The organism is Sinorhizobium fredii USDA 257 (assembly GCF_000265205.3).
Classification (GTDB): Bacteria; Pseudomonadota; Alphaproteobacteria; order Rhizobiales; family Rhizobiaceae; genus Sinorhizobium; species Sinorhizobium fredii_B.
The window spans coordinates 2,667,265-2,693,780 of sequence record NC_018000.1 but is presented as its reverse complement, the minus strand read 5'-3'; the positions used below and the strand labels follow the sequence as shown (position 1 = coordinate 2,693,780).

22 protein-coding genes are annotated in these 26,516 nt (G+C 62.8%); 9 read left to right on the top strand and 13 right to left on the bottom strand.

The features are described 5' to 3' along the window. Positions 1-6: 6 nt before the first annotated feature. From USDA257_RS12430 to USDA257_RS12405, 6 genes are all read right to left on the bottom strand, one after another. On the bottom strand, positions 7-1,068 hold the full coding sequence (locus USDA257_RS12430) for a Gfo/Idh/MocA family oxidoreductase (protein WP_014763309.1): 1,062 nt from the start codon (positions 1,066-1,068) through the stop codon (positions 7-9). Next, on the bottom strand, positions 1,065-1,970 hold the full coding sequence (locus USDA257_RS12425; RefSeq protein WP_014763308.1) for a sugar phosphate isomerase/epimerase family protein: 906 nt from the start codon (positions 1,968-1,970) through the stop codon (positions 1,065-1,067). The genes USDA257_RS12430 and USDA257_RS12425 overlap by 4 nt, the downstream gene beginning before the upstream one ends. A gap of 107 nt (positions 1,971-2,077) precedes the next feature. Further along, entirely contained in the window at positions 2,078-2,902 is an 825-nt protein-coding gene (locus tag USDA257_RS12420; protein ID WP_014763307.1) for an ATP-binding cassette domain-containing protein, read from the bottom strand. A gap of 9 nt (positions 2,903-2,911) precedes the next feature. Then, positions 2,912-3,910, bottom strand: a complete 999-nt coding sequence (locus tag USDA257_RS12415) for an ABC transporter permease (RefSeq protein WP_014763306.1) — start codon at positions 3,908-3,910, stop codon at positions 2,912-2,914. 10 nt (positions 3,911-3,920) lie between these two features. Beyond that, positions 3,921-4,967 carry an ABC transporter permease gene (locus tag USDA257_RS12410; protein ID WP_014763305.1) on the bottom strand — a complete coding sequence of 349 codons (1,047 nt, stop codon included), beginning with the start codon at positions 4,965-4,967 and terminating at the stop codon, positions 3,921-3,923. Positions 4,968-5,072: 105 nt separating this feature from the next. Continuing rightward, on the bottom strand, positions 5,073-6,053 hold the full coding sequence (locus USDA257_RS12405) for a sugar ABC transporter substrate-binding protein (protein WP_014763304.1): 981 nt from the start codon (positions 6,051-6,053) through the stop codon (positions 5,073-5,075). A gap of 164 nt (positions 6,054-6,217) precedes the next feature. Between USDA257_RS12405 and USDA257_RS12400 the strand changes: the two genes are divergently transcribed. Next, positions 6,218-7,255 carry a LacI family DNA-binding transcriptional regulator gene (locus USDA257_RS12400; protein WP_014763303.1) on the top strand — a complete coding sequence of 346 codons (1,038 nt, stop codon included), beginning with the start codon at positions 6,218-6,220 and terminating at the stop codon, positions 7,253-7,255. A 334-nt stretch (positions 7,256-7,589) separates the two neighbouring features. Here USDA257_RS12400 and USDA257_RS12395 read toward each other — a convergent pair whose 3' ends face one another. From USDA257_RS12395 to USDA257_RS12365, 7 genes are all read right to left on the bottom strand, one after another. Beyond that, complete coding sequence (locus tag USDA257_RS12395) at positions 7,590-8,465, bottom strand: aldose epimerase family protein (protein ID WP_041414148.1); 876 nt, start codon at positions 8,463-8,465, stop codon at positions 7,590-7,592. Beyond that, entirely contained in the window at positions 8,452-9,639 is a 1,188-nt protein-coding gene (locus tag USDA257_RS12390) for a galactarate dehydratase (RefSeq protein WP_014763301.1), read from the bottom strand. Before USDA257_RS12390 ends, USDA257_RS12395 begins: the two co-directional genes overlap by 14 nt. Positions 9,640-9,648: 9 nt before the next feature. Further along, a complete protein-coding gene (locus USDA257_RS12385) occupies positions 9,649-10,866 on the bottom strand; it encodes a mandelate racemase/muconate lactonizing enzyme family protein (RefSeq protein WP_014763300.1) in 1,218 nt (405 codons plus the stop codon). Next, complete coding sequence (locus USDA257_RS12380) at positions 10,863-12,584, bottom strand: ABC transporter ATP-binding protein (protein WP_014763299.1); 1,722 nt, start codon at positions 12,582-12,584, stop codon at positions 10,863-10,865. The genes USDA257_RS12385 and USDA257_RS12380 overlap by 4 nt, the downstream gene beginning before the upstream one ends. 8 nt (positions 12,585-12,592) lie before the next feature. Further along, a complete protein-coding gene (locus USDA257_RS12375) occupies positions 12,593-13,714 on the bottom strand; it encodes an ABC transporter permease (RefSeq protein WP_014763298.1) in 1,122 nt (373 codons plus the stop codon). Positions 13,715-13,723: 9 nt separating this feature from the next. Next, complete coding sequence (locus USDA257_RS12370; protein WP_014763297.1) at positions 13,724-14,710, bottom strand: ABC transporter permease; 987 nt, start codon at positions 14,708-14,710, stop codon at positions 13,724-13,726. A gap of 99 nt (positions 14,711-14,809) precedes the next feature. Beyond that, positions 14,810-16,759, bottom strand: coding sequence for an ABC transporter substrate-binding protein (locus USDA257_RS12365; protein WP_014763296.1), 1,950 nt, complete (start codon positions 16,757-16,759; stop codon positions 14,810-14,812). A 185-nt stretch (positions 16,760-16,944) separates the two neighbouring features. Here USDA257_RS12365 and USDA257_RS12360 point away from each other — a divergent pair, with 185 nt between their 5' ends. The 8 genes from USDA257_RS12360 (at position 16,945) to USDA257_RS12325 (ending at position 26,506) form a co-directional block, all read left to right on the top strand. Then, complete coding sequence (locus USDA257_RS12360) at positions 16,945-17,658, top strand: ribonuclease activity regulator RraA (RefSeq protein WP_014763295.1); 714 nt, start codon at positions 16,945-16,947, stop codon at positions 17,656-17,658. Further along, positions 17,658-18,407 carry a FadR/GntR family transcriptional regulator gene (locus USDA257_RS12355; protein ID WP_041414146.1) on the top strand — a complete coding sequence of 250 codons (750 nt, stop codon included), beginning with the start codon at positions 17,658-17,660 and terminating at the stop codon, positions 18,405-18,407. Before USDA257_RS12360 ends, USDA257_RS12355 begins: the two co-directional genes overlap by 1 nt. 72 nt (positions 18,408-18,479) lie before the next feature. Continuing rightward, a complete protein-coding gene (locus USDA257_RS12350) occupies positions 18,480-19,310 on the top strand; it encodes an NAD-dependent epimerase/dehydratase family protein (protein ID WP_014763293.1) in 831 nt (276 codons plus the stop codon). Then, positions 19,307-20,185: an SMP-30/gluconolactonase/LRE family protein gene (locus USDA257_RS12345; protein ID WP_014763292.1), complete on the top strand. Its 879-nt coding sequence runs from the start codon at positions 19,307-19,309 to the stop codon at positions 20,183-20,185. Before USDA257_RS12350 ends, USDA257_RS12345 begins: the two co-directional genes overlap by 4 nt. Before the next feature lie 32 nt (positions 20,186-20,217). Beyond that, positions 20,218-21,165 carry a dihydrodipicolinate synthase family protein gene (locus USDA257_RS12340; RefSeq protein ID WP_014763291.1) on the top strand — a complete coding sequence of 316 codons (948 nt, stop codon included), beginning with the start codon at positions 20,218-20,220 and terminating at the stop codon, positions 21,163-21,165. 295 nt (positions 21,166-21,460) lie between these two features. After that, positions 21,461-22,444, top strand: a complete 984-nt coding sequence (locus tag USDA257_RS12335) for a L,D-transpeptidase family protein (protein ID WP_014763290.1) — start codon at positions 21,461-21,463, stop codon at positions 22,442-22,444. A gap of 297 nt (positions 22,445-22,741) precedes the next feature. Beyond that, entirely contained in the window at positions 22,742-24,823 is a 2,082-nt protein-coding gene (locus tag USDA257_RS12330) for a hydantoinase/oxoprolinase family protein (RefSeq protein WP_014763289.1), read from the top strand. Positions 24,824-24,853: 30 nt separating this feature from the next. Then, on the top strand, positions 24,854-26,506 hold the full coding sequence (locus tag USDA257_RS12325) for a hydantoinase B/oxoprolinase family protein (protein ID WP_014763288.1): 1,653 nt from the start codon (positions 24,854-24,856) through the stop codon (positions 26,504-26,506). Positions 26,507-26,516 lie beyond the last annotated feature (10 nt).

Below are 26,516 nucleotides of genomic sequence, written 5' to 3'. Positions count from 1 at the left end.
AACCTTTCAGGACGTTGTCTTTTTGATTGTCGGGGCGCGCCCGGAGACATTGGTTACCGTGCGGCCTCCAGCGTAGAGTGACGGTCGTTCGCACATGCGAACGGGCTCGAGTGCGCCCGTTTCCACGGCACGGAGCGCAGCATCGGCGACGAGCGTGGCGGCATAGCCGTCCCAGGTGGAGGGGCCGGTCGCCGTCCCCTGCCCTGCCGCGGCTGTCCACTCGCGGAACTCCTGGTCATAGGCCTCGATGAAGCGCTCGCGCCAATCCGCGGGTACCATGTGGCGGACGCCATGGATGTCGCGGATGACGGTCGCCGGACGAAGCGGCAGGCTCGCCGTGCCTTCCTCGCAGCTCACCTCGCCGCGTATGTCGTAGCCGTAGGTGATGTTTACCGAGATCTCGACATCGACCAGCGCACCGGAGCCCATGTGCAGAAGCACCATGACCGGATCGCGCAGGTCATTGCCACGGCGCGAGCGGCGAGGCACGCGGACCTCGACCCCCGTCACCTCGTCCTTCAGAAGCCAGCGCGAAATGTCGGCGTCATGGACGAGCGTGTCGTTGAGCGGCATCTCCGAGGTATAGAGCCCCTCGGGAACTGCCGCGTTGCGGTGGGTCGAATGGAACATCAGCGGCGCGCCGAGGATGCCAGCGTCCAGCGTCGCCTTGAGGCGGCGGTAGTCGGCATCGAAGCGGCGCATGAAGCCCACCTGGACCAGGCGCCGGCCAAAGGCCACCTCGGCCTCCATAACCCTGAGTGCTGCGGCCGCGGTGGTGACCAGCGGCTTTTCGCAGAAGACAGGTTTGCCGGCGGCGATGCAGTCGAGAAGCTGCTCTTCATGGGCGGGCCCCCAGGAGCAGATGACCACCGCCTCGACCGTCTCGGACCGGATCAGATCACCCGCCGTAGCGAAGATCTCGGCTCCTTCAGGCGCGACCGCGGCGGCGCGTGCCCCGTCGATATCGCTCACCGCGACGACTTCGACAGCCGAGAGCACTTGGGTCAGGCGACGGATGTGGTCCTGACCGATCATGCCCGTGCCGATGACACCAACTCTCAGGGTCATTTCGCGCCCCAGTACTTGTCGATGTAGCGCTGCATCTCGGTGCGCATGAATGTGCCGGAATGATCCGCCTTGTCTTCCCAGGCGAAGACGCAGGCCGTCATGATGCCGTCGAAGCCCACCTCGGCCAGGGTGGCGAAGAAGTCGTCCCAGGGCACCTCCCCCTGCCCGATATTCAGATGCTGGTGCACCCGCGCCTGCGTGCCGGGAGGATTGAGAATGTAGCGCAGGCCTGAAGACGCTTTGTGGTTGAAGGTGTCGCCCACGTGAATGTGCGCGAGCACATCCGCTGCCTCGCGCAGCATCGCCTTGGTGTCGTCGCCGAAGTAGAACGTATGCGGCGCGCAGTAGAGGAACTTGACGTTCTTCGAATTCACCGTGCGGATAATGTCGAGGGCGGGCTGCAGCGTCTCGCACCAATCTTCGGGATGGGGCTCGACATGAAGCGCGATGCCCTCGCGCTCGAAGACCGGCACCAGCTCTTCCATCGATCGCCACCAGGCGTCCTCGCAGGCCTCGATCATGGAGCCGGTGTGGCAGCAGTAGCACGAGCCTTTGTCGGGATGCGGACCGCGACCGAACTCCGAGTTCATCGTGTCGACGCCCAGTTCGACGGCGATCTCGATGGCGCGCTTCCAGTGTTTTACCGCAGCCTGTCGCTCGGTCTCGTCGTTAGAGGCCCAGCGGTACATCGGCAGCAGCGAGGCGATGCCGACATTGGCATCAGAAAGTGCCTTCTTGAACGACTTGATGCGGTTGGGGAAAACGCGCGGCGCCTTGAACCATTCGAGGAAATCGCCGCGAGGCGAAAGCTCGATCCAATCGTAGCCGAGTTTCTTGACCTTGCTGGGCAACTCCTCAAGCGAGAGATGCCGATGCATGAACGGGTCGAGTGCAATCTTCATTTTGACCTCCAGATTCCGGACGCAATTCTCCCTCCTCCAACGGCGGTCTTTTCAGGCGCTGTCGAAGCTGGCGCATTGCGCAATTTCGTTTGTGGTGGCGTCAGCGATTACTGGGCTGGCGGCGGCGGATGCCCCTCGTGGCTTGCCATGTAGGTTTCGATTTGAGCCGAGAGGTCCGCCATGGTTTCCCCGCCCGCCATCAAGTCGGTAATCTCCTCACGGGTCTTTTCACCCCTGCGGAAATCAGCGGCGATCGCCCCGCGGATGAGCACGGCGAAGTGGTCACCAACCGCCATCGCATGCATGACCTGATGGGTGATAAAAATCACCGCCAGGCCACGTCGCTTCGCCTCATTCACGATCCGCAGCACATGCGCCGCCTGTTTCACGCCGAGAGCGGCGGTCGGTTCGTCAAGGATCAGCACACGGGCCCCGAAATGCACGGCACGGGCGATGGCCAATGACTGGCGTTCGCCCCCCGAGAGCCCCCCGACAAGACGATCGCCATCCTCTATACGGGTGATTCCGAAGTCCTGAACGGCCTTGACGGCAATCTCGTTGGCCGTCTTGCGGTCATAGATCTTGAACGGGCCCCAGCCCTTGGTCGGTTCGACTCCTACAAAGAAGGAGCGGCCAATCGACATCAGCGGAAAGGTGCCCCCGAACTGGTGCACCGTCGAGATGCCCTTTTCCTGCGCATCGCGCGGTCCGCTGAATTCGACGGGCTTGCCGTCCATCAGGATGGTGCCGCGCGTCGGTTTGTGTACCCCCGCAAGCGTCTTGATGAGCGTCGACTTACCAGCGCCATTGTCGCCGAGCAGGCAGAGCACCTCGCCCGCACGGACCTTGAGCGAGATGTCGTGCAGTACGTCGATCGGACCAAAGCTCTTGTCGACATTTTGAAGTTCAAGGATCGGAGTGTTGTCAGACATGGTGGACGCTCACTTCCTTTTCTTCGGCACGAAGCTCAGTGCCATCTGCCGGAACGTGTTGTTCATCAGAACGGCGGCCATGAGCATCACGCCGATGATGAGGTTTGACCAGTTGCGGTCGATGTCGGTGAAATAAATGCCCTGGTTGACGACGGCGAAGGTCAGCGCGCCGAGGAATATCCCGACGACCGAACCGAAGCCGCCGGTGAGCAGCACCCCGCCCACCACAATCGAAACGATCGTGTTGAAGATGTAGTTCATGCCGCCTGAGACCTGCGCGGAGTTGAACAGGATCGCCCCGCACATGCCTACGAAGGAGGCTGCCGTGCTCGATAGTACAAAGAGAGCAATCTTGAGCCGTTTTGTCGGAATCCCGGCATTGCGCGCGCTGACCTCGTCTCCTCCCATCGCAAAGATCCAGTTGCCATAGCGCGTCGCGTGAAGCACGAAGCCGAAAACCACCGTCAGGCCGAACCACCACAGGATGATCACCTGGAAGTTGCCGCGGATGAGTTGGCCGAAGACCATCTTGGCCCAGGCCGGCGCTTCGAGCGGAACCGAGGCAGCCCCGGTCAGAATGACGGATCCTGCCAGCACGAGACCCTGCACCGCAACCAACGTGCCCAGTGTGATGATCAGCGAGGGCACGCTCGTGCGCACCGCCAGGAAACCATTGACCAGCCCCACCAGAACGCCGAAGGCGAGCGCGCCAAGCATGCCGATCACGATCGGCAACTCGTAGTAGCCCGACAGGACGGCGATCGACATCGAGCCCGCCGGGATCATTGCACCGATTGAGATGTCGAGCTCGCCCGCGATCATCAGCAGCCCGACGGGCAGCGCGACGATACCCAGATTGGCCGCGAAGTTGATCCAGCTTGCCGCGCCGAAGAGCGCACCCAGGCTGACTCCACCGACGGCTACATAGAAGGCGATCACCGCGACGAAGCTCAACACTGCCCCGAACTCCGGGCGGCGTACAAATTGTCCAATGGAAAAGTCGCTCATCTCCCAGCCCTCATTTCTTCTTCGTCGCGTAGGACATCGCCATCAGCCGGAACTTGTCATTCATCATCACGGCGAGCAGCAGGAGCGCCCCGATGATGACGCTACCAAGGTTCGGGTCGATACCAGTGAAATAGATGCCCTGGTTCACGATCGCGAATGTGAGCGTACCGAGGACAATGCCCACCACCGACCCGGCACCTCCGGTCAGAAGCACACCGCCAATGACCACGCACATGATCGAATTGAAGATGAACGATTGCCCCGCGAGCACCTGCGCACTTTGATAGACGAACACCTGGCTTACGCCGACGAAGGCAGCTGAGAAGCCCGATAGCATATAGAGCGCGATGGTGAGTCTGGCCGTCGGGATGCCTGCGTTGCGGGCCGAGACCTTGTCGCCACCCAAAGCGAGGATCCAGTTGCCCACGGGCGAGATGTGCAGCAGATAGAAGAACGCCGCCACGAACAGGACCCACCAGAAGATCGTCACTTGAAACATGCCGCCGATGAACTCGCCGAGGATCGCCTTGGCGGTTGGGCTTGGCACGAGCGACACGCCGGTGCTGCCGGCGATAAGCACGGTGAGGCCCAGTGTCAGGCCCATGACGCCGAACATGGAGCCGATGGTGACAATCAGGGAGGGCACCCCGGTCCGGTTGACCATGTAGCCGTTGAGAAATCCTACGATGAGCCCGACGCCCAGACCGGCGAAAATCCCCACAATCTCGGGAAGGCCGTAGACACCGGAAACGATGGCGACCGTCAGAGATGCCGCCGGGATCATCGCGCCGATCGAGAGGTCCATCTCCCCTGCGATCATCAAAAGCCCAACTGGAAGTGCCACGATGCCGATCTCAGCGGCGACGTTGAGCCAGCTCGCATAGCCCGCCGAGGAGACAAAGACCTTGCCGCCCACCATGGCGAAGAAGACGAACACCGCGATCAACCCCAGGAGAGACCCTGCTTCGGGCCGACGGGAGAGCTGACCGATGGTCGCTTTGATATTTTGACCACCTGCAGGAATGGAGGAGGCAAGGAGACTATTTCTCGTGTTCATTTGATACCACCAATGAAGCCGAATGACCGGTAACGGTCGGCACTATTGGAAGACTGGAAGCGGCCTGCCCGAGCGGCAGGCAGCTTCACGACGCATAGCCGAAGCTTAGCGGGCGCCCGCCTGCACACCGGCCAAGGTGGCGTCGACGTTCGCTTTGTCGATCACGCCGGGACCGGTCAGGATTTCCCGCGTCGGCACGGTGAGGCCGTAATTGACGTTGGCGTTCAGGATCGAGACCGCGAGGTACCCCTGTAGGTAACCCTGTTGGTCGACCGCGCAGAGCTGGGTGCCGTTTTTGATGTTGTTCAGGATTGTTTCATCCATGTTCATGCCACAGACCTGCACCTGACCCTGCTTGCCGGCCTGCGTCACCCCGTTCACCGCCGAGTTCGTGTCGACGTTGCCAATGGCGAACACGGCATTGATGTCCGGGTTCTGCAGCAGGTGCGCTTTCAGGGCTTGGGCTACCGCCGTCGCCGAACCGAAGGAGGTTGCCGGCAGCGGCAGTGACGAGCCGACGCCGCCACCTTCGGTGACCCCATCAATCATGCCCTTGCAGAAGGCTTCGATGTTCGCTGCACCAGGCAGCGTGTTAAGGCAGACTGCGTTCTTCAGGTCATGCTTAGCGAAGTATGTGCCTGCAGCCTTGCCGGACAGGTAGTCGTTGGAACCGACATAGTTCATCGCCCCGAGGCGATCGGCGGCTTCGATACCCCCAGCATTATAGATGACCAGCGGAATGCCGGCGTCGACAACCGCCTTGAATGCGGGGTCCATTGCCTCCGGCACCCAGTCGGGTCCAACGATCGCATCGGCACCCTGGTCGATCGCCTGACGGATCAGCTCAGCTGCATCGACCCCAAGGTTGTCGTAGTTCTGGGGCCCGAGCCAGGTTACCTTGCCGCCCTGGGCCTCCGCGACCTTGCCGGCATCCTCGGCGCCGCGCTTGACGATCGACCAGAACGGATCGTCCGGCTTGCCGCCCACAACGAAGATGTTGGCTCCGTCAGCCATGGCCGAATATGCGCTGGTGACCAGAACGACACCGGTCAACAGCCCGCGCAGGGCACGTTTCGTAAAACTCATCTGTATTCCTCCCTAGAGTTGCGGTCGAGAAAACATCTCCTCAAAAAGGCTCTCGGCCCGCTGGAATGTTTGTACCAAATGGCTCCCATAGATGGAATACTTGTTGCAATACAAAGAAATTTTTGTATCATTTAGTTTCATTCGATTTTGGTGTGAAATATATCATGAAAAGCCGACCGACAATTGCCGACCTTGCCGAAGCAGCCGGCGTCAGCATCTCGACGGTAAACCGCATTCTCGGCGGCTCCGGCTCAGTCCGGGCGCATACGATCGAGAGGGTTCAGGAGGCTGCGGAGGCGATCGGCTTCTACGGCCTCGGCGCGATAGAGGACCGCAAGAGGCGGACGCTTCCGAGCTACCGTTTCGGCTTTCTCCTCCAGCAGTCGACGCGCGAGCTGTATCGGCTGTTTGGCGCGAAGATCGTCGAGGCGGCCGCGCGAAGGTACCGTGAAACGATCGAGCCGCTGGTCGATTTCGTCGATCTTCTTGAACCGCAAAATATTGCAGACCGTCTCGAAGTGCTCGGCAGGCGGTGCGACGCGCTGGCTGTGGTTGCTGGCGACCACCCTCTGATCGGCCAGACGATCCAGTCCCTCAGGACGCGCGGCAAACCGGTGATTGCCTATATCACCGACCAATCCGCGCCAGGTCGGGCGGGCTACGTCGGCACCGACAACTGGAAGCTCGGCCGGACCGCGGCGTGGTTTCTTGCGCAGACGACCTCTACCGCCGGGCGGGTCGCAGTTTTCATCGGCAATCACCGCTACCAGTGTCAGGACATTTCAGACGCAAGCTTCCGGTCCTATATGCGAGAGCATGCGCCTCATCTTCGGGTGGATGACAGCCGACCGACCCACGAGGAGCCGCAGGAAGCCTACCGGATCGTGACCGAGTTGCTTTCCGGGCTCGACGATCTCAGGGGCATCTATATTGCGGGGGGCGGCATTTCGGGGGTTCTGAGAGCCCTTCGCGAAGCTCCGGAAGAAAAGCGAAAAAAGGTCAGGATCGTCTGTCGTGACATTGGGCCCGAAACCCGCAAAGGACTGACCGAAGGGCTGATCACGGCGGCTCTCTGCCATCCCCTCGACCAGATCTCCGACGAATTGATCGCGACGATGGTTGACTCGTTGGAACATCGCAACAGCACGACCATCCTGCAACGCGTTGTTCCTTTCGAGATCATCACGCCAGAGAGTATCTAGCCGTAAGCTGATGCGGACCGAGCTTCACTGTCCGCTCTTTGCTGCTGGTTGGTGCTTTGCCAGAACGGAAGTTGGCACCTTTCGTCACCCACACGATGGTCGAAGAAATCCACTCAGCGTTCGATCTGATGCACGCGGGCCAGTCTGTTCGATCTGTAATCCACTATTGATCGGCAGCATTTTCACAGTGTGAGCGCCGGTACCGATGCGACGCAGGACGCGAGAAGGAGAAAACCGCTCAGAACGTCCCGGTTACCAGACTGCAGCCAATCTCCACGGGCTGAGGTTGGAAGAAGAGAGGTGGCTCCCGACCACCTCTCTTCTTGCCATCGTTTTAGGTCTTTGCCGTCATGCGAAGGGAAATGCGTGCCGATCGCTCTTCGCCCGGTGCCTGTATGCGAAGTCCAGTCTCGGCGCGGGAATGCGGCGGAAAGCCGAAGGCGCCGGCGACGTGCGAAACGGGTTCCAGGCAGATGTACGAGGGCATGCGGTGGGCGACGAGATGCGGCAGCGCCCAGTCCGCGGCGAGCGTGATCTGCGCACCACCGTCCAGGACGGCCGCCGCCCTGCTCCATTCGGAAAGATGTTCGGTAAAAGCCTCGTCCGGGAAAGGCTCGTTGCCGGCGCGTGCCTCCGGCGGCACGCCGCTCGGAATGCCGACGGCATCGAGCGGCCAGCGTTTCGCTGCATCACAAAAGACCTGTTTTCCGAGTCCGGCAGCGAAATAGGGATGCCAGCCGAAGCCGGACGGCATGTTTTCACGACCAGTATTGCCGAGGGTGAGCACGACCTCCAGCCCGTCCGGGTGCAGGCGAAAGGCTTGTGTGGCACGGAAATCGAAGGGCCAGTCTTCGTCCGCCTGATAGTCCAACGCCAGCACCAGACGATCGTCGCCGCGAGATATGACGTGCCAGGGTCGCCGGTGCGCAGGGCCATGTACGGCGTCGGTGCCGAGCGCAGGATGCGCCTTCACCAGATACCGCCGCCCCTCATGCACGAATGCGGCTCCGATGAGACGATTGTGATACGGAAAGAGCGGATAGGCTCCGGCTTTCGGCCAGTAAAGCGGATCGAAGCTTGCATCCGGCGTCGGAACGAGAATGTCGCCCATAGCGGCGTGACGGAGATGCGTCATGCGGCCGCCATTCTGGGGCGCGAAGCGGGCCACGAACGGCCCGCGACGGATCTCGAGCGGTTCAGGCGAAGGCATAGGAACCGTCGGGCCTTTTCGGCACGCGCCGCTGCCAGTGAACGTAGCCGTCCTCCTGCATGGCCTTCTCATCCATGTCGACCCCCCAGCCCGGCCGGTCCGGCCGGAGCTCCAGATAACCGTCCTTCGGGAGATAGGGATCGACAACGTAGCGCGTCTCGTCTTCACGCCGTTCGAGATCGGTGCCGCCATAGACATAGCATTGGCCCTTCGGCAGCCGGTATTCGAGAATACGGAAATTCTGCTGTGCAGCCGAGAAGTGGACATTGACCGCCGTTGCCAGCGGCCCCATCGGGTTATGCGGAGCGACGCCAACGAAGAACGCCTCGGCAAGCGTGGCAATGCGGCGCATTTCCGAAATGCCGCCGACGGCGCAAATGTCGGGCTGAATGAGGTCTGCGCCCTTCACCTGCAACAGCCGCAGGAATTCATTGCGATGATAGAGCGACTCGCCGGTTGCCAGGATGCAGTCGAGACCCTGCTTAAGATCGCCCCACATCTCGATGTTTTCGGGGCGAAGCGGTTCCTCGAAAAACAGCGGGTCATAGGGTGCCAGGGCATTGCCAAGCTGCCGAGCCGCGGCCGGCTCGAAGATCTTGGCATGCGCATCGAAGGCGATCTCGTATTCCGGGCGCACGGTTTCCCTGAGCGAGCGGAAATACTCCGCCGAGCTTTTTACCACCTCGCCCCAGCGATTGGCATGGATGTCGATCCGCCAGGGGCTGAGCTTGAAAGCCTTGAAGCCCCATTCCTCGTTCAGGCGGTCGAATTCCTCCTTGGCCGCCGGCGCGTCCGGCGCCGTATAGACGCCGGCATAGACTTTCACGCGGTCGCGCACCTCGCCGCCGAGAAGCTTATAGACGGGAACGCCCGCCGCCTTGGCCGCGAGGTCCCACAGGCAATGGTCGAGCGCGGATATGGCCGAAAGGCCGAGCGCGCCGGGCGGGAAGCGGCTTTGCTGGATCAGCAGATTGTACAGGTACTCGATGCGCGTCGGATCCTGGCCGGCAAGGAAGCCGTAGAGATAGTCGAGCAGCGGAGGCAGGGCCTTATCGGGCCCGTGATTGTAGCACTCGCCCCAGCCAGTCAGCCCGTCGTCGGTGTCGAGCGCCACGATGACGCGCGGCCTGTCCTTGTCGCGGGTGACGAAGACCCGCATGCGATCGATCTTCATGCCTGTTCCTCAAGGATTGAAATAGCTGCGGCGCGACAGCCGCGTCTGCACGTAAAGGCGTTCGCCATAGGTGCCTGGATTGTAGGAGTTGGCGCTTTCCTGCACCGGCACGGAGACATTGCCTTCGCTGGGAAAACGCGCCACGAAGTCCTCGTCGATGTCACAGCCGAGGCCCGGCGCGTCCGGAACGGCGATCGAGCCGCCTTCTTGAACCGGGTGCGGCACGATGGTGTGGCGTCGTCCTTCCCAGTCGTCGTCGATGCGCTCGAGGATCAGCGCATTGGGGATCGACGCCAAAACATGCAGGGCTGCGTATTCCGCCACAGGTCCGAGCGAGCCGGAATGCGGCGCCATTTGGATGTGATGCGCCTCGGCCATGGCGGCGATCTTCTTCATCTGGGTGATGCCGCCGGCTCGGCCCGTATCGGGCTGGATGACGTCGACCAATTCCTCCTCGATCAACTGGCGTTCGCCGAAGATCGTCGCGGTGCGCTCGCCCGAGGCAAGCGGGATGTGGGCGGCATCGCGGATGCGGCGGTACCCTTCGAGATTGTCCGGCGCGATCGGATCCTCGACCCACAGCAGTTCATAGGGTTCCAGCGCCCGCACCAGCCGGCAGGCGTCGGCCGGCGTCATCCACGGCGGACCATGCAGGTCGATGGCGATATCCATCTCGTCGCCGACCGTTTCGCGCAGCATTGCGACCTTGCGCACCGGATCGGAAACGCCGCCGCATTTGATCGTGTTGATGCCGCGTGATTTTACCGCAAGCGCCCGCTCGGCGGTGTTGGCATGCGAATAGATCGGAATCCGGTCGCGCAGCTTGCCGCCGAGCAGCATCCAGACCGGCACGCCGAGTGCCTTGCCCTTGATGTCCCAGAGCGCCATGTCGATGCCGGTCATCGCACCGGCACCGACAGTGCCGAGCATGCCATGGCCCATCACGGCGATCTGCATCTTCTGCCAGAGCTTTTCGATGTGCGCCGCGTCCTCGCCGATCAGCAGCGGCGCGATATCCTTGATCGCCGTCTCGATGACGCGCGGCCAGCCCGAGCATTCGCCAATGCCGGTGATCCCCTCATCCGTCTCGATTTTCAGGAACAGCCAGTTGCGCGTGCCTTCGAGCTTGTGCTGCGTCACATGGCTGGCGTGCCCGTCGGAGGCCCATTTCGACGGGTCCGGCTGACCCGCATGCATCAGAAAAGTACGGATGCCTGTAATCTTCATCTGAGAACGCTTTCATTCTTGATGGTGGGTTCGATGTAACGGAATCGGCGCGAGCGATCGCGGTCGCGCGGATCGGGGCGCGGGATCGCGGAGAGAAGCGCCTGCGTATAGGGGTGGTCCGGTTGGTTGCAGACCTTCTCCGCAGCGCCGACCTCGACCAGCCGCCCGCGATACATGACCCCGACGCGATCGCACATGTAGCGGATCACGCCGATGTCGTGGCTGATGAAGATGTAGGCGAGGCCGAGCTCGTCCTGCAGCCGCATCAGAAGGTCGAGCACTTGGAAGCGTACGGAGACGTCGAGCGCCGAGGTCGCCTCGTCGGCGACGATGATGCGGGGATTGAGCGTGATCGCCCGGGCAATCCCGATGCGCTGGCGTTGACCCCCTGAGAAAGCATGCGGATACCGCTCCCGCCCGGAAGGATCGAGGCCCACCTGCTCCATCAGATGGCAGACCCGCTCCTCCAGTTCCTTGCCCTTGGCGATGCCGTTGACGAGCAGGGGCTCGCCAATCACCTGCGCCACGGTCATGCGCGGGTTGAGCGAGCCGAACGGGTCCTGAAAAACCATGCGCAATTCGCGTCTTGCGGATTTGAGATCCCGGCCGTGGATCTTGGCAAGGTCCACCACCGTCCCATCGGCCCTGCGGTAAAGCATCTCGCCCGCCGTCGGATCGTAGAGGCGCATGATGGAGCGGCCCATAGTCGTCTTGCCCGAGCCGCTTTCACCGACGATGCCGAGCGTTTCGCCCGGCAGCAGTGAGATCGACACCTGGTCGAGCGCCTTCAACTCGCCGAACTGCATCGAAAGATCGCGGACTTCCAGGATCGGCGCGGCCTTGGTGTCGAGCGGCGGCCGCTTCAATCGGATTTCCGCCTTCTGTTCGAGCTTCAGCACCGAACCGATCAGCATCCGGGTATAGGGGTCCTTCGGCGCGTGGAAGATCTCCTCGACGGGCCCGTATTCCTTGGCGACGCCGTTATGCATGACAAGCACGTCGTCGGCGATCTGGGCGACCACGCCCATGTCGTGGGTTATGAAGAGCACCGCCATGCCGGTTGCCATCTGAAGCCGGGCGATGAGATCGAGGATTTCCGCCTGGGTCGTCACATCGAGCGCCGTCGTCGGCTCGTCGGCGATCAGGAGCTTCGGCTTGCAGGCGAGCGCCATGGCGATCATGGCGCGCTGGCGCATCCCGCCCGAATACTGGAAGGCGTAGCGGTCGATTGCTTTTTCGGGATCGGGAATCTCCACCTGCTTCAGCAGGTTGATCGCCTCGGCGCGCGCCTCCGCCTTCGACATCCTCATGTGCAGCCTGAGCGCCTCGGTGATCTGGTCACCGACGGTGTGGACCGGAGAGAGCGAGGACATCGGCTCCTGAAAGATCATCGCGATGTCGCGGCCGCGCACGGCGCGGATTGCCCGTCCGCGAGGGTCAAGCTTGGCGAGATCGACAGAGGAGCCGTTCGCGTTGCTCAGCATAATGGAGCCGGAGGCGATGCGGCCGGGGGTATCGACGATCTGCAGGATCGAGCGGGCCGTCACCGACTTGCCGGAGCCGCTCTCGCCCACCACGCAGAGCGTCTTGCCGGGTTCGATCGAGAAAGAGAGGTCCTTGACGGCCTGGAACACACCCGTGCGCAACGGGAATTCGGTCGTCAGGTTGCGCACTTCGAGGAGAGGCTTGCGGCCGGCGATCGGCACTATGTCGGTCATCGGCGGCCTCATTTGTTGTAGGGATCGGCGGCATCGCGCAGGCCGTCGCCGAGAAGGTTCAGCGCCATCACCGCGACGACCACGGCGGCACCCGGCAAGAACAGCCAGGGAGCCGTCGCAATGGAGCGGATGTTCTGTGCCTCGCGCAGAAGGACGCCCCAGGAAATCGTCGGCGGCTGCAGGCCGAGGCCCAGGAAGGAGAGCGAGGTTTCGGCGAGGATCATTGCCGGAACGGCGAGCGTCACCGACGCGATGATATGGCTGGAGAAGCTCGGCAGCATGTGCCGGAAGATGATGCGACCCTCCGAAGCGCCGTCGAGGCGGGCCGCCGCGACGAATTCCTCAGTCTTTAATGACAGGAAGCGGCCGCGCACGACGCGGGCAAGCTGCGCCCAGCCGGTGAAGGAGAGAATGATGGTGATCATCATGTATTGCAGCGTCGCCGGCCAGCCCTGCGGCAATGCGGCCGCAAGCGCAAGCCAGATCGGGATCGTCGGCAGCGACAGCACGAAATCGATGACACGCTGCATAACGAAGTCGATGCGGCCGCCGTAATAGCCGGAGATGCCGCCGAGCACGACCCCTAGCAAAAGCGAGATGAACACGCCGACGAGGCCGATCGACAGCGAAATCTGCCCGCCCTGAATGACGCGGCTATAGACATCGCGGCCGAGGCGGTCTGCGCCGAAGAGGAAGAGCGGGCGCGATTTATCGGCCGACGCGAGCAGGTGGATGTTGGTCCTGAACAGACCGAGGAACGAATACTCGTAACCGCGTCCGAAAAGGACGACCGGTATCTTCTGGCTGGTGTCTTCCTTGTAGATCGCCGCCAGGGTGTCCGGGTCGCGCGTAAGCTTCAGCGGGTAGTAATGCAGGCCAATCGAGAAACCATCTGTCGTGTCGATGAGGTGCAGCCCCTGCGGCGGATGAAATGTCGCGCGGGCATTCTGCAGCGTCGGGTCGTTGATGGCAAAAAAGCCTGGAACGAGTGCAACCACATACATTGCAACAGTCACCACCAGGGCGACCATGGCGAGGCGATGGCGGCGGAAGGCCCACCATATGAGCTGCCATTGCGAGGCGACGGCGGCGCGATCCGGCTGGACATTGGTGACGGCGATATCGGACATGGACGACCTCTATTCGAGCCGGATTCGGGGATCGACCAGCGCCAGGAGGATGTCGCTGATGAGAGAACCGATCAGCGTCAGAGCGCAGATCAGAAGCACGAAGGCGCCGGCAAGATACATGTCCTGCGCCATCAGCGACTGCAGCAGCAAGGGCGCAGCCGTCGGCAGGTTCAGGACGATGGCGACCACGACGGAGCCCGATATCAAATTGGGCAGCAGCCAGGCGATCGTGGAGATAAAGGGGTTCAGCGCGATGCGCATCGGATATTTCGTCAGCAGGCGAAACTCCGACAGGCCCTTGGCGCGCGCCGTCGTGACATAGGGTTTCGGCAGTTCGTCGAGCATGTTGGCGCGCATCACCCGGATGAGGCTTGCGGTGGACGAGACCGCCAGAATGGCAACGGGCAGCCACAGATGCGACAGCAAGTCCAGCATCTTGGCGATGCTCCAGGAGGCAGTTTCAAATTCGGGCGAGAACAGTCCGCCGACGTCCTGGCCGAATTCGACGGCGGCGACGTACATCAGCACCAGCGCCAGCAGGAAGGACGGCACAGAGAGCCCGAAAAAGCTGAAGGCGGTGAAGAAATAATCGCCGATCGAATACTTCCGCACAGCCGAAAAGACACCGATCGGCAGCGCGATCGCCCAAGTGGCAAGGAGACTAGCGACGGCCAGCACCAAGGTCAGCGCCATGCGCTCCCAGATGAGCCCGGAAACCGGTTGCTGCCATTCGAAGGAGATGCCGAAATCGCCGCGGCTGAGAATGCCCCACATCCATTTGAAATATTGCACAAGCACCGGATCACCGAGCCCGAAGCGCTCGCGCAACTGGGCGGCCATATTCTGGTCGACGATCTCGTTCGAGGCGGCAAGCGTGGCGATATAGGTGGTGACGAAGTCGCCCGGCGGCAGCTGGATGAGCACGAAGGCAAGGAAGCTGACGGCAAACAGCGACGGAACCATCCAGAACAGGCGTTTCACGATGAATTTCAGCATGGAAATATCTCGCAGCTTTCCGGGGACGGGTCGGCGCCCCTCCCCGCGAATCCGGTCTGAGGTGAGACGCCGCCGCAAGCGGCGGCGTCTCGAAAATCGCTAGCTGGTGAAGGTGAACTGTTGCGGCAAAGCAGGTCCCGGATTCGGCCAGGTCCAACTGTCCGGCTGCTTTTCCGGTACGTTGCGCAGATTGTTGCGGATGACGCCGAAGCCGCCGACCGCGAGGCACACGCCAATGGTTTCGAACTCTTCGGCGGTGATGTCGAAGAGTTGTTTCATGATCTCGCCGCGCTTGGCGAGATCAGCGGTCGAACGGGCCTCGTCGAAGAGCTTGAAGCGCTTCTTTTGGCTTTCGGGTGGCTCCTCGCCTTTCTCGCCGTTCGAGGTGTACCAGAGCGTCCACGGAATGGCATAGCGCGATCCCTGCGGGTGAAACGCGAAGAAGTCGCGCGGATCGAGCATCGGGTCCAGCCCGCCCGGCCCCGGCCAGACCGCGGCATCATGGGCATTGTCGTCGCCGCGGCTGTAATAAAGCGCGCGCTCGATGGTGTTGACCTTGATATCGATGCCGATCTGCGCCCAATGCGCCTTGACGAGTTCGAGCGTGTCGACGAGGTCCGGATAGAGTGTCGGGATGACGTCGATGGCGAAGAAGATGCGCTGGCCGTCCGGACGCTTGCGGATACCGTCGGCATCCTTCTTGTCATAGCCCGCCTTGTCCAGCATGGCATTCGCCTTGTCCGGATCGAACTCGGTGAACTGCCTGGCGAGTTTTTCGTGATACCAGGGATGCGTCGGGCGCGGCCCAGCCTGGAAGAACTCGCTCTGGCCGAAATAGACGATGTCGATGATTTCCTGACGGTTGAGCCCGAGCGACAGCGCCTGGCGGAAGGACTTGTCGGCGAACATCTTCCGCATCGCCGGGTCCTTGTGAGTCATGTTCAGATAGATCTGGCACTGCTGGGCCGACGAGGGCACCAGCGTCAGCAGCCGGTAGTCGCCCTTTTCCATGTTCTGCGACAGCGTCGGCTTGTTGGCGAGAACGCTGATATGCCGCTCCTGAATGTCGATCTTGCCGGAAATGACGTTGAGCATCAGCGACTCGACGTCCTGCGAAATGCCGAAATTGACCTCGTCGATATAGGGAAGCTGGTTGCCTTCCGTATCCACCTGCCAGAAATAGGGGTTGCGGGTCATGACGACGCGGGTCGCACCGCCGGAATAGGGCTCCTTGACGACCCACGGATCGAGCGTCGGTTTATCGACATTGCCCCAGCGGGAAGGGATTTCGATATCGCCGCACTTGGCGCGGAAAAGTTCCGTCCAGCCGGCAACGCCGGCCGCCTTGGCCTCTGCCTCGAGGTTCGGATTGTATTTCGGAAGGAACTGGCTGCAGTAGTGTTTGGCAAACAATGTCGGATGCTGTCCGAGCGGAGTCGCGAGGTTTTCCAAGTAGAGCGCGTTCGGTGCCGCGAAAGTGAACTTCACCGTGTGGTCGTCGATCTTCTCGGCCATCACCGGCTTGCCGGCGACGGTCAATTGCGCCGGCGTGGCGCTATAGAGTTCGCTGTTCTTGACGCAATCCTCGATCGCGAAGACGACGTCGTCCGCCGTGAACGGGTGTCCGTCCGACCAACGGACGCCGGCAATGAGGTGGAAGGTGAACTGCGTCGCGTCGGCGCTGACCTCCCAGCTCTCGGCGAGATTGGGAAGAACTTCGGTGAAGTCCATGTTCCAGCGCACGAGGCCCTGGTTGCCGACCATGCGCAGAATGCCGTTGTGATCGGATGAGCCGCGCAGTCCGCGGCGCAATGTCCCACCATAGGTACCGACTTTCTCGAAGGGTTTGACGACCATCGGCTTTGTGGGAAGGCGCTCCGCAAGCGGCGGCAGCTTGCCGTCCTTAGCGAGCGTTGCAAGTTGCGGCGCCTCCTTCTCAGTTGCTGCTGCCGCACGGCGCCCGACTGCGGAAATAGCCACCGCGGCCCCGAGTCCTGCCAGTACGGTGCGGCGCGTCACGCCACGCGACGGTTTATGCCCTTCGTTCATCGGATGTCTCCTCCCTAGGATCAGTCGCACCGGCGCCTAGCCCTCCAGGCCAGGATCCGGAAACCAGCCCCTCCACAGGCCAGTCGCGAGACGATAACGCGTTTTCAGATAATTACAAGAATTGACAGATTTTTACATCTTCAGTAAGCCTGAGCGCGAATGGAACGACAGGCCGGGAGGGACAGATGCAGTTTTCCGAGGCAACCCGCGAGAAGCTCAAGGCAGTGTCGACCGCGACGCTCACCACGGTCCTGTTGAAACGCGGCCTGCGGAATGTCTTCATCCGCGGCATCCACAAGATCAATCCATCGGCACCCCGCATGGTCGGCCCGGCCTTCACGCTGCGCTACATTCCGGCGCGCGAGGACCTCGACCATGTCGGCGCCTTCAACGATCGCGGCCATCCGCAGCGCCGGGCCGTCGAGGAATGCCCCGAAGGCCATGTGCTGGTGATGGACAGCCGCAAGGATGCGAGCGCGGCGTCTGCCGGCGGAATCCTGGTGACGCGTCTGTGGATGCGGGGTATCGCGGGCGTGGTGACCGACGGCGGGTTTCGCGACACGCCCGACATTGCCAACCTGCCCTTCCCTGCCTATCACTCCGCGCCCTCGGCACCGACGAACCTGATCCGCCACCACGCGCTCGACATCAACCAGCCGATCGGCTGCGGCGACGTGCCGGTCTATCCGGGCGACGTGATCGTCGGCGACGACGAGGGCGTGGTCGTGATCCCCGCGGCAATTGCCGGAGAGGTCGCGGGCGAAGCATTCGAACAGACCGTGTTCGAGGATTTTGTCGAAGAGCGCGTCAGGGAGGGCCGCGGCATATTCGGGCTCTATCCTCCCGGCCCCGAGGCGCAGGCGGAATTCCTTAGATGGAGAGAAGAAAAGAGGCGCTGATGACCGGCGGACACGCCCTGGCGGCCGCAAGAACCGAGACACGTTTCAGCGATATCATCTACGAGAAGATTGTCGGCATGATCGCCGACGGACGCTTCCCGGTGAATGAAAGGCTGCCGTCGGAGCAGAATCTCGCCGCCATGTTCGGGGCATCCCGTCCGGTCGTGCGCGAGGCACTGGAACGGCTGCGCACCGATGGCCTGATCGTGTCGCGCAAGGGGTCTGGCTCCTATGTGCGCCAGAAGCCGGATTCCTCGGTGCTGAGGCAGGTTCCAGTGGGCTCGCTCGCCGACGTGCAGCGCTTCTTCGAGTTTCGATCTGGGCTCGAAGCCGAGGCGGCCGAGCTTGCCGCCCGCAACTGGCAGCCCGTCGACAAGGCGCGCATCACCGCCGCTCTGGGGGCCCTCGAGAGATGCCTCGAGCTCGGAGAGCTCGGCGCCGACGAGGACCAGGCGCTGCACGATGCGATCGCCATGGCGACGGGAAACCAGTTCCACCTGATCGTCAGGGAATGGTTCCGGCCGCATTTTTCGATCGGCATGTCGGTCACCCGCAGCCTCAGCCTCAAACGCACCCCGGCCCATGTCCGCATGGTGCAGGACGAGCACTCGGCGATCGTCGAAGCGATATTCGCGCGGCGGGAGGCCGAGGCGCATGACGCGATGAAACGGCACATCCTGAATGCGCGCGCGCGCATGTTCCAGGGTGTCGGGGCGGAGACGCCGCGAGCCGAGGAACGCGACAAATAGGACGGACGAATACCGCATTCGAGCGCGCGTCGGGAATTGCACGCCACCACGATCGCCAGGAGGAGGACTGTTTTGAAACGAATAGCGATGACGGGCGGCGCTGGCCATATCGCCATGCTGCTCAGGGGGTTGCTTTGCCCGGAGGTCAAGCATCTGCGGCTGATCGACATCAGTCCCGTCGAGGATCTCGCTGGCAACGAAAGCTTCGTCAAAGCCGATCTCGCCGACGCGGACGCAATGAAGAGGGCGCTGGCGGACATGGACGGCGTGATCCATCTTGGCGGCATCGCCCGGGAGAGCGATATCGAGTCGATCCTGCGCGTCAATGCGCTCGGCACGTACAATGTCTACGAGGCCGCCCGGGCCAACGGCGTCGAGCGCGTCGTCTTCGCCTCCAGCAATCATGCCACCGGCTTTTATGCGCGCAGCGAAACCATAACGCCGCCCGATCCATGCCGCCCGGACAGCCGCTACGGCCTCTCGAAATGCTTCGGCGAGCTGGTGGCGGGCTTCTATTACGACACGGCAGGCATTCGCACCCTGTCGATCCGCATCGGCAACGCCGAGACCTATCCGAACAGCGAGCGCTCGGCGGCGATCTGGATCAGCGCCCGCGATCTGGCCCAGCTTATCCAGATCGGCCTCACCCATCCCGACATCGCCGCGGCGATCGTCTATGGCGTATCCCGGACGGACGCGACCTGGTGGAAGGACGATCTTGCCTGGCGGCTCGGCTACCGGCCTGAGGATAACCCACGCGACCATCTGCGGATCGAAAAGCCGGCCGAGGGCACTATCGCCGCCTATTTCCAGGGCGGTGGCTTCTGCGAAGGCGAACACGACGGCAAGCTTCGCCTGCGCGATCGCGATGGCCTGGTAATCAAATCGGAGGCGATGTCATGAGCGGGGCGAGGATCATCACCCCAGAAACGCGCCGGCTCATCGATTTTCCGATGCAGGTCGGCGAGTCGCCGAGCTGGGACGAAAGGACCGGCGACCTCTGGTTCGTCGATATTCTCGCTCCGGCGGCAATCTGCCTGCATGCCGATGGCCGCGTCGATCGTTACGATATGCCGGCCGCCATCGGTTGCCTTGCCCTTTGCGAGAGCGATCGAGTGGCCGTGGCGCTGCAGACCGGCGTGCACATTCTCGACCCGAAGACCGGGTCGCTGAAACTGCTGTGCGATCCGGACGGCGGACGGCCGGACAGCCGGCTCAACGACGGCAAGGTCGGGCCGGACGGGCATTTCTGGGTGGGCACGCGCGACGAAGCCGTGCCGCAAACCGGCAACGCCCGGCTCTATCGCGTCGCACCCGACGGCACATTCTCCTGCGTCGCCGAGAACCTCAAGACCTCCAATGGATTGGCGTGGAGCCGCGACGGCCGCCGGATGTATCATTCCGATAGCAGTCTGCAGTTCCTGCAGGCCTTCGAGTTCGATGCGGCGACCGGCGCAATCGGCAGGCCGCAGAGGCTGCGCGACTTCACCGCCGAGGAAGGCAGGCCGGACGGGGGCGCAACCGACGCCTCGGGCTTCTACTGGAGCGCCGGAGTGTCCGCCGGCGTCCTCAACCGTCTTTCGCCGGAAGGAGAAATCGTCGAGGTCTATCAAATGCCGGTAGGCGCGCCGACCATGCCCTGCTTCGGCGGCGCGGGTCTCAGGACATTGTATGTCACCAGCCTCGCGAGCGACCGCTCCGGCCATTTCCAGGCCGGAACTTTGCTCGCCTTCGAAGCGTCGGTCGCAGGCACGCCCGTCCACCGTTTCGCGCTTTGACCTAGCCCACGCAGATCAGAGAGGGAAGAACAATGCACATTCAGGATTTGCGCAAGGTATTGCATGGTGTATCCGGCGTTCCGGTGACGGCCTACGACGACGATGGTGAGGTCGATCCGCGGATCACGGCGAAGGTCTACGCCCGCGTGGCAAAGGCCGGCATCCACAACATCGTTGCGGCCGGCAATACCGGCGAGTTCTACGCGCTCACGCCCGACGAGATCAGGATCGTGCACGAAGCCGCGGTTGCCGGCGTCGACGGCAGGGCGCCGGTCACCGCCGCCATCGGCCGCTCGCAGCGCGAGGCCGTCGCCATGGCGAAAGCCGCAAGGGCCATGGGGGCCGCGGCGGTGATGTCGCACCAGCCGGTCGATCCCTTCGCGGCCCCGCAGGCGCAGATCGGTTATTTCCGGGCCCTTGCCGATGAATCGCCGCTGCCGCTCATTGCCTATGTCCGCGCCGAGGGCTTCAGCCTCGACGACATGGTCACGCTTGCAGGGCATCCCAATATCGCCGGAATCAAGTTTGCGACGACTGACATCATGCTTCTGTCGCGGGCGATCGCGTCCAGCGATCCCAATGGCGCGCTCTACGTCTGCGGCCTTGCGGAAAGCTGGGCGCCGGCCTTCACCGCCGCAGGGGCGCGGGGCTTCACCTCCGGCCTCGTCAATGTTGCGCCCGCGCTTTCGCTCCGCGTCCATTCGGCGCTGGGGATCGGAGACTTCGCGGCGGCGCGGCAGATCCTCGCCCTGATCGAACCCTTCGAACGGATGCGAACGAAATATCGCAACGGCGCCAACGTCACGGTCGTGAAGGAAGCCGTGAGCATGACGGGCCTTGCCGTCGGTGCCGTGCGCCTTCCCGGCCTGCCGCGCCTCGAGCCCGAAGATCGCGCCAGCCTCGCGCAACTCCTTGAAACGTGGAAGCTCGATGCACAGCAGCCATCATTCCCGAGCGATGCGGGCGAGCGCGGCTTATAGCCTGCATGGGTGCCGTGAGCGAACAGGCGCAGGCGTTCAATGGAAAGTAGGTTAGGCGACCGGCAGCACGAACTCACTTCGGGTGATCAGTGTCCCGAGGCGGAGCGGCAGCGCCGAAAACCGTTTAAGAACAAGCAGTTGCATCGCATGAACCTCTCGCGCATCCGGGGACGGGCACTGAGCTCATGCGCGGGGCGGATGACTGCAGACTTTCCCTGCCTGTGGCGCGAGCTTGGTGTGATGGAGGGCCGGTCACCGACCGGCGAGTGGAACAACTTTGGTGGCTATCGATTTTATGGCCATGAAGAGCGTGACCTTGTTCGCAGCATCACTCACATTGGGCCTTAGCGGCTCCGCCGGTGCTCAGGAGCTCCGGCCCGAATCCATCAACGATGCTTCGGTCGCCTCCATTCCGTCAGAACGGCCGTCCAGCGCCACGCCTCGCCCGGAGCCGGCCATTGTCCATCTCCAGGTTCTTCTGGATCGCGCCGGATCATCACCGGGGGTCATCGATGGCTACTACGGCGAGAACGTCACCAAGGCGGTCGCTGGATTCGAGGCGATGCAAGGTCTTCCCGTTGATGGAAAGCTCGACCCGCAGGTCATCGAAAAGCTCTCAGACAAAAAGCCCGTCATCGAGCCTTATGTCATCTCTGAAGACGATGCCAAGGATCTCGTCGAGAGCATTCCCGAAGACTACGCGAAGCAAGCCGAGATGGAGCACCTCGGATATACGAGCGTCGCGGAGAGACTGTCCGAGCGGTTTCACATGGACATCCACCTCTTGAAGGCGCTCAATCCCGGCTCGGCATTTGCCGTCGGAGGAACCGTATCGGTGGCGATTCCCGGCGTCGCGAAGGAGGGCAAGGTCAAACGAATAGAGGCACGCAGGCGGGCGGGGCAAGTGCTGGCCTTCGCCGAGGACGGCTCGCTGCTTTCTGTGTATCCCGCCACCATCGGCAGCGAAGAGTCGCCCTCGCCCTCTGGCACGCACAAGGTCAAGGGTGTCGCTCGAGAGCCCACCTACGTCTACAACCCCAAGGTCAACTACCAGCAGGGTGACAACACCGAGGTTCTGACGCTGCCCAAGGGCCCCAATGGTCCCGTTGGAAGCGTCTGGATCGATCTGACAGAACCAACCTATGGGATCCACGGCACGCCGGAACCGTCGCTCATCGACAAGGCGGGATCACACGGATGCATCCGCCTGACCAACTGGGACGCGGAGGAATTGGCGGCGATGGTCAAGCCGGGGGTCATCGTCGAGTTCACCGACTGAACCGTCCAATCGCCTCGCCGTCTGCCCTTTTTGCAGCCGCTGGCTCAATGCAGCCCGAATAGGCCATGCGCACGTCCTCTGAACTCGGAGGAGCGCCCCTGTGCTGGTCTCGTCGACGGTCATTAATCGGTTGCTTTCAATTGACACTTGTATGATAAGTGACATATTACTTCTGCGCCAAGCGGAAATAATTTAGAGCCCCCTTGCCCTTGCCGCGGCGCCCGTGGAATTCATCTCTCTAAGACGGCGGCTAAGCGGACGGCGGCTCAAAAGCAGCGAACGATGGGGAACTGAACAGTGACAAGCGCTTCTCGGAACTGCCGCGTCGGCGTCGACATCGGCGGGACGTTTACGGACATCGCCCTTGACCTCGATGGGACACTCCATTCGACCAAGGTCCTGACCGACTACATCGCGCCCGAGCGCGCCATTCTGAAGGGCGTGAAGGCCGTCGCCGAGGCGGCCGGCATCGCCCTTTCGGACATCGATATCCTGATCCATGGGACGACGCTTGCGACCAACGCGCTGATCGAGCGACGCGGTGCGAAAACGGCTTTCATCACCACCGAAGGCTTCCGCGACGTGCTCGAAATGCGCACCGAGAACCGCTTCGAGCAGTATGACCTCAATATTGCGCTGCCCCCGGCGCTCATCGAGCGCGCCAGCCGCTTCACTGTCCGCGAACGCATCAACGCCGCCGGCGAAGTGCTTGTGCCGCTCGATAGAGCCTCGCTGGAGCTTGTGGTCGAAGCAATCGCCGGCGGCGGTTACGAGAGCGTGGCGATCGGCTTCATCCACGCCTATGCGAACGGCGAACACGAGAGACAGGCGCGCGAGGAATTGCTGGCGCGTATTCCGGGCCTCTCGGTGTCGATCTCCTCCGAAGTCTCGCCGCAGATGCGCGAATTCGAGCGCTTCAACACCGTCTGTGCCAACGCCTATGTGAAGCCGGCGATCAAGTCCTATCTCGACCGGCTCGTCGTCTCCCTGAAAGAGATCGGTGTCGGCTGCCAGGTCTACATGATGCATTCCGGCGGCGGCATCGTCTCGGTTGAAAGTGCCGCCGAGTTTCCGGTGCGGCTCGTCGAATCCGGCCCTGCCGGCGGTGCGATCTTCGCGGCCGACATCGCCCGCCGGCACGGTCTCGATACCATCCTTTCCTTCGACATGGGCGGCACGACGGCCAAGATCTGCCTGATCGAGAACCAGGTGCCGAAGACGGCGAAGACCTTCGAGGTCGGGCGTACGTACCGTTTCCGCAAGGGCAGCGGCATGCCGATCTCCATTCCGGTGGTGGAGATGGTGGAGATCGGCGCCGGGGGCGGATCGATCGCCAGCATCGACGTCATGCACCAGATTCGCGTCGGCCCGCACAGCGCGGCTTCCGAACCAGGCCCGGCCTGCTACCAGCGCGGCGGCATCAAGCCAACCGTCACCGACGCGGATCTCCTGCTCGGCAAGCTCGATCCGGACAATTTCGCCGGTGGCGCCATCCCGCTTTCCGTCGACGCTTCACGCGAGGCGATGGACCGCGAGATCGGCGCCGGCCTCGGCCTCGACGCCGAGGGCGCCGCCTACGGGACCTGCGAAATGGTCGACGAGAACATGGCCAATGCCGGCCGCGTTCATACGGTGGAGAACGGCAAGGACATTTCCGACTTCACCATGATCACCTTCGGTGGCGCCGGCCCGCTGCATGCCGCCCGGCTCTGCGAGAAAATGGGGATCTCGACGTTCCTCGTGCCGCCCGGCGCCGGGGTCGGGTCGGCGATCGGCTTCCTGCGGGCGCCGTTCGGCTACGAGTCGGTCCGCAGCGCCGTGTTCAATCTCTCCCGCTTCGACAGCAAGGGCGCCAACCGGCTGATGGCCGCGATGCAGAGCGAAGCGCTCGGCTTCGTTGCCGACGGTCTCGACGCGGCCGATCCGGTCATCGAACGCACCGTCTTCATGCGCTATGCCGGCCAGGGCTGGGACATTCCCGTTGCGCTCCCCTTCGAGCACTTCGATGCGACAAGCGCCGAGCGCATCGTCGCGCTGTTCGAGGGGGCCTATGCGCGCTTCTTCGGCCGGGCGATCGAGGGCCTCGACATCGAGATCGTCAGTTGGGCCGTCAAGGCGACCTCGCCGCTTCCCGAAGTCGCGCGCGTCGAAGCTGTCGGCCAACGCCGCAGTGCCGAACCCGGAAAACACCGCCGCCTCTTCGATGTGGGGCAGAGGACTTTCCTCGAAGCAGGTATCCACGAACGCGAGACGCTTTCCCCCGGTGATGTCGTTTGTGGCCCGGCGGTGATCGTCGAACGCGAGACCTCGACCGTGCTCACATCCTCCTTCGTTGCCACCGTCCAGGCGGATGGCTGCCTTCTCGTCACACGCCGCTGAAAGGGTCCCCTAACCCGGGAAATATTGACCATGAGTGAAACCCTAATCGACATCCACATGCAGGTGATGTGGAACCGGCTGATCTCCGTCGTCGAGGAGCAGGCGCAAACGCTGATCCGCACCGCGTTTTCGACCAGCGTTCGCGAAGCCGGCGACCTTTCGGCCGGTATCTTCGACCTTGAGGGCCGGATGCTCGCCCAGGCGGTCACCGGCACGCCGGGCCATGTCAACGCCATGGCGGAATCGGTAGCGCACTTCATCAACGACATCGGCCCGGAAAATATCTTCGAGGGTGACGTCTACATCACCAACGATCCCTGGAAGGGCACCGGCCATCTCCACGACATCACCGTCGTCACGCCCTCCTTCCACCATGGCAAGCTGGTCGGCTATTTCGCCTCCACGGCGCATGTCGTCGATGTCGGTGGCCGCGGCTTCGGCCCGGATGCGCGCGAAGTCTACGAGGAAGGCCTGTTCATTCCGATCATGAAGTTCTTCGATCGGGGCGAGGTCAACCGCACGCTGCTCCATATCGTCCGCAACAATGTCCGCGAGAGCGACAAGGTGGTCGGCGACTTCTACGCACTTGCCGCCTGCAACGAAACCGGCCATCGCAGGCTCGTCGACATGCTGACGGAATTCAACCTGGAAGACCTCGGCACCATCGGCGCGTTCATTCTCAAGCACAGCCGCGAAGCGACGCTGGAACGGCTCCGGAACCTTCCACACGGAAGCTGGTCCTGCAGCCTCGATCTCGACGGCTACGACGAGCCGGTGCATCTCGCCGCAAAGCTCACCATTAGCCCTGATGGTGTCCTCGTCGACTTCGACGGCACATCCGGCATGAGCAAGTTCGGCATCAACGTGCCGCTGGTCTACGCCAAGGCCTATGCCTGCTACGGCATCAAATGCGTCGTCGCGCCGGAGATCCCGAACAACGCCGCCTCACTCGCGCCCTTCGAGGTCGCCGCCCCGGAAGGCTGCATCCTCAATGCCAAGCGGCCAGCACCCGTGGCCGTTCGCCATGTGCTCGGCCATTTCGTGCCCGACCTCGTGCTCGGTGCGCTGCACCAGGCGCTGCCGGGCAAAGTGCCGGCCGAAGGCGCAAGTGCGCTGTGGAACCTGCACATGAGCGTGCGCCCAGTCTCCGACGAGATCGGCGGCAAAGGTGCCGAAATTCTGATGTTCAATTCCGGCGGCACCGGCGCCCGCCCGTCGCTCGACGGACTCAACGCCACCGCCTTTCCGAGCGGTGTCCACACGATGCCGATCGAGGCGACGGAAAATGTCGGCCCGATCATCGTCTGGCGCAAGGAACTGCGCGAAGGCTCCGGCGGCGCCGGAGAGCAGCGCGGCGGCCTCGGCCAGATCATCGAAATCTCCGCCGCCGAAGGCTACGCCTTCCGCTTCTCCGCCATGTTCGACCGGCTCGGCCATCCGGCGCGCGGCCGGGACGGCGGACGCGACGGTGCGGCCGGCTCCGTGTCGCTCGACGACGGTACCACGCTCAAGGGCAAGGGCCTGCAGTTCGTGCCGGAGGGCCGGAAGCTCGTGCTCCAACTCCCCGGCGGCGGGGGCTACGGGACCCCGGCCCAACGCCCGGCAGCGGCGATCGATGACGATATCGCCAATGGCTACATCACCAAGGATCAGGCGGCCGCCGACTACGGCAGGAAGAAATAGGACGGGCACG

Bases quoted from the DNA above. Each gene is read 5' to 3' on its own strand.
- USDA257_RS12430 (WP_014763309.1), bottom strand. From the start codon at position 1,068: ATGACCCTGAGAGTTGGTGTCATCGGCACGGGCATGATCGGTCAGGAC.
- USDA257_RS12425 (WP_014763308.1), bottom strand. From the start codon at position 1,970: ATGAAGATTGCACTCGACCCGTTCATGCATCGGCATCTCTCGCTTGAG.
- USDA257_RS12420 (WP_014763307.1), bottom strand. From the start codon at position 2,902: ATGTCTGACAACACTCCGATCCTTGAACTTCAAAATGTCGACAAGAGC.
- USDA257_RS12415 (WP_014763306.1), bottom strand. From the start codon at position 3,910: ATGAGCGACTTTTCCATTGGACAATTTGTACGCCGCCCGGAGTTCGGG.
- USDA257_RS12410 (WP_014763305.1), bottom strand. From the start codon at position 4,967: ATGAACACGAGAAATAGTCTCCTTGCCTCCTCCATTCCTGCAGGTGGT.
- USDA257_RS12405 (WP_014763304.1), bottom strand. From the start codon at position 6,053: ATGAGTTTTACGAAACGTGCCCTGCGCGGGCTGTTGACCGGTGTCGTT.
- USDA257_RS12400 (WP_014763303.1), top strand. From the start codon at position 6,218: ATGAAAAGCCGACCGACAATTGCCGACCTTGCCGAAGCAGCCGGCGTC.
- USDA257_RS12395 (WP_041414148.1), bottom strand. From the start codon at position 8,465: ATGCCTTCGCCTGAACCGCTCGAGATCCGTCGCGGGCCGTTCGTGGCC.
- USDA257_RS12390 (WP_014763301.1), bottom strand. From the start codon at position 9,639: ATGAAGATCGATCGCATGCGGGTCTTCGTCACCCGCGACAAGGACAGG.
- USDA257_RS12385 (WP_014763300.1), bottom strand. From the start codon at position 10,866: ATGAAGATTACAGGCATCCGTACTTTTCTGATGCATGCGGGTCAGCCG.
- USDA257_RS12380 (WP_014763299.1), bottom strand. From the start codon at position 12,584: ATGACCGACATAGTGCCGATCGCCGGCCGCAAGCCTCTCCTCGAAGTG.
- USDA257_RS12375 (WP_014763298.1), bottom strand. From the start codon at position 13,714: ATGTCCGATATCGCCGTCACCAATGTCCAGCCGGATCGCGCCGCCGTC.
- USDA257_RS12370 (WP_014763297.1), bottom strand. From the start codon at position 14,710: ATGCTGAAATTCATCGTGAAACGCCTGTTCTGGATGGTTCCGTCGCTG.
- USDA257_RS12365 (WP_014763296.1), bottom strand. From the start codon at position 16,759: ATGAACGAAGGGCATAAACCGTCGCGTGGCGTGACGCGCCGCACCGTA.
- USDA257_RS12360 (WP_014763295.1), top strand. From the start codon at position 16,945: ATGCAGTTTTCCGAGGCAACCCGCGAGAAGCTCAAGGCAGTGTCGACC.
- USDA257_RS12355 (WP_041414146.1), top strand. From the start codon at position 17,658: ATGACCGGCGGACACGCCCTGGCGGCCGCAAGAACCGAGACACGTTTC.
- USDA257_RS12345 (WP_014763292.1), top strand. From the start codon at position 19,307: ATGAGCGGGGCGAGGATCATCACCCCAGAAACGCGCCGGCTCATCGAT.
- USDA257_RS12340 (WP_014763291.1), top strand. From the start codon at position 20,218: ATGCACATTCAGGATTTGCGCAAGGTATTGCATGGTGTATCCGGCGTT.
- USDA257_RS12335 (WP_014763290.1), top strand. From the start codon at position 21,461: ATGGCCATGAAGAGCGTGACCTTGTTCGCAGCATCACTCACATTGGGC.
- USDA257_RS12325 (WP_014763288.1), top strand. From the start codon at position 24,854: ATGAGTGAAACCCTAATCGACATCCACATGCAGGTGATGTGGAACCGG.